The organism is Candidatus Diapherotrites archaeon, from assembly GCA_040755695.1.
GTDB lineage: Archaea > Iainarchaeota > Iainarchaeia > Iainarchaeales > 1-14-0-10-31-34 > JBFMAK01.
In genome coordinates, this window is sequence record JBFMAK010000013.1 from 1 (window position 1) to 2,702 (window position 2,702).

Genomic DNA, 2,702 nt, shown 5'->3' on the forward strand with positions numbered 1-2,702 from the left:
TGTCAAGTATCAGCTTTATTCCCCACCCCGGTATCAGATTTATTCCCCACTTTTTCCAGGTTAAATTATAAAACTCGTCCTGAAGCTTTGTCCATAATTATCACAAAATAATTTCACCCCCTTCTTCAAGTTTAATCCTTTTGAGTTGAAACAACCCAATACCATACGTTGTCTTTGCCTTCAAAAATCGATTGTAGGGCAAATATGAAAGCTGTTTTTCCCTCTATTTGCCCTTTTCCCCATTATTTTGACTCTTTCCCTTGTTTCTATATGATTCACCAGTCATTACAATCTGATAGGCATTATGGGCAATCCTGTCCATTACAGAGTTGGCAATAATAGGGTCTGGGAATAAGCCATGCCAGTCCTCAACAGTTCTATTGCTGGTAAAGATTATGGAACGCTTCATATACCTCTCGCTTATTACCTCATAGAAGTCATCTGACTGAGTAGGGGTTAAGGGTTTAAGGCCAAAGTCATCAATGATAAGAAGTTGTACTGTGGCAAACTGCTTTATTCTATCTTCCAATGTATTATCTGCTCTGCCACCATTAATGTAACGGAACATCTTAACTGCCTTGGTAAAGAGGACATCATAACCCATACGGCAGGCTATATGTCCAAGGCCCTGAGCTATATGGGTCTTTCCCACACCAACAGGTCCCATCAGAAAGATATTCTCCCTCCTGTCAATATAGATACAGTTTGCCAACTGCTTTATCTTCTTTGCAGGAATCTGGGGATTAAAGGAGAAATTAAAACCCTCAATTGTCTTTTCCTCTTCAAACCCTGCCTTCTTTAATCTCCTTAAGAGCTGTTTGGACTGGCGCCTCTCATACTCATCCTCTATCAGGGTCATCAGGAAGTCCAGATATCCACTGTTACTGTCTTCTGCCTGTTTCAATCTTACATCTAAAGTCTCAAGCATCCCTGTTAACCGTAGTAGTTTCAGTTTGTTCATTAACTGTCCATCTATGTTCATTGTATTTTTCCCTCCTTTAGGACGTTGATATTTCATCTACGTCCTTTATGTGGTTAAAATATTTCGAGGGTCTCAAAAAAGGAAGCCCTTTTGGGGAATTTACAGCCTCTCTTGCCGTGTCTTCATTAGCAATAGGCAGAAGATAGAGCTTCTTATCAAGGACCCTCCTAATTGTGCTCATGCGATAATCCTCATAGAAGAGACAACGTTTACAGGTGAGAGCCAATGCCTCTGAGCCGTGCTTGTCTGCAAGTCTGAATATGGCTTGCACCTTTCGGAGATTCCTGTATGCGTGCTCTGCCATAATCTTTTCAACCAGCTTGCTTACATATTCTCCATACCTTAATGCCTCTTTCTGGTAGTAACCTCTGGTATTAAGTAAGTATCTTGACTTCTCAGGGGGGTAATCCCTTTCATCGGTTACCCGTATACCTGGCCTCTTTGCCCTCTGATGGGTCTTTATCAGCTCTCCGTCATAGAATATCTGCACTGCATATACTCCGCCTCTCACCCACACCCTCTTTCCAACAAATCTGGTGGGCAGTGAATAATAACTACTGTCAAAGACGATGTGATGATCAGGATGTACCTTTGCCTCCTTCCACAGAGGTATCTCAAATCTCTCCAGGGGAAGGCCCCTGAGTTGAGACTGCTCCTCTTCCTGAAATACCTCATAGGGCCTCCTCTTTGTCGTCCCATGAACCTCCATTGCATAATCGTACAAACACCAGTCAGAAACCTTGCTGTTAGCTTCCCTAATATCCCTGAAATCTACTGATGACAAAAACTGCTGCCTTACTACCGGGATTTTCCTCTCAACTTTTCCCTTATGAGAGCCTTCTCTTATCTTTGCTGGATCTATTATGAAGCCATAATGCTTTGCACATTCTGCATATGCCCTATTGAATATTGGATCATAGGTGTTTGGCCTCAGTATCCCTGACTTCAGATTATCCAGTATTACCCTCTCAGGAACTCCTTTAAAGAACTCAAATGCATTAATGTGACACTGCACCCATGTTTGCTGCCCCTGGTCAAATACAAACTCTACATAGGGAAGGCGACTGTACGAAAGGGTCATTACAAAGATATGTGCTCTTCTCATCTTCCCTGTATCAGGGTCATACATCAGACCGGCAGAGCCAAAGTCAACCTGTGCCTCCTCTGCTGTCCTTACCTCAATACGTAGACAGCTTCTTGGGGGTTTTGGATATTTGATGTTCATGTACCTTTGGAAGCTGCAGTAGCTGAGGGAATAGTCATAATCCCTCTTCAGTATTCTGTAAATCTGTTTGGGCTTCATGTAGGGCTTTAATCTGAGCTTCTCTATGGTGCTCTGGTATTCTGCTGTCTTTTTGTATGAGGGTGATGTATCAAGGGGGGTCTTTAATTCCCTCTGTATCTTCCCTGCCAGTTTCAGATAATACTCATATGGCTGGTTCTCCATCTCCCGCTTAAATCCTTGCTTCTCTGCCAGTGCAATATACTTCCTTATCGTTTTGCGCGCTAATCCAACTGATCGTTTAATCTGCCTTATATTCCTCCATCTGTGCCATTGATACAGAACTTCTACCAATTCCTCCATCCTTATATCCCTCCTGGCCATAAGACCTCCTGCTTATATGAGTTTTGCAGGAAATCTTATATCACTATTGTGGAAAAAGTGGGGAATTACTTTGATACTAACTGGGGAATTATTCTGATACCAGGTGGGGAATTA

General features: G+C 42.5%; 2 protein-coding genes. Both read right to left on the bottom strand.

The window, feature by feature from the left end; all coding sequences use genetic code 11:
* Nucleotides 1-223: 223 nt before the first annotated feature.
* Nucleotides 224-982, bottom strand: coding sequence for an IS21-like element helper ATPase IstB (gene istB / locus AB1467_07365; protein MEW6296073.1), 759 nt, complete (start codon nucleotides 980-982; stop codon nucleotides 224-226).
* A gap of 16 nt (nucleotides 983-998) precedes the next feature.
* Nucleotides 999-2,588 carry an IS21 family transposase gene (gene istA / locus AB1467_07370; protein MEW6296074.1) on the bottom strand — a complete coding sequence of 530 codons (1,590 nt, stop codon included), beginning with the start codon at nucleotides 2,586-2,588 and terminating at the stop codon, nucleotides 999-1,001.
* Nucleotides 2,589-2,702 lie beyond the last annotated feature (114 nt).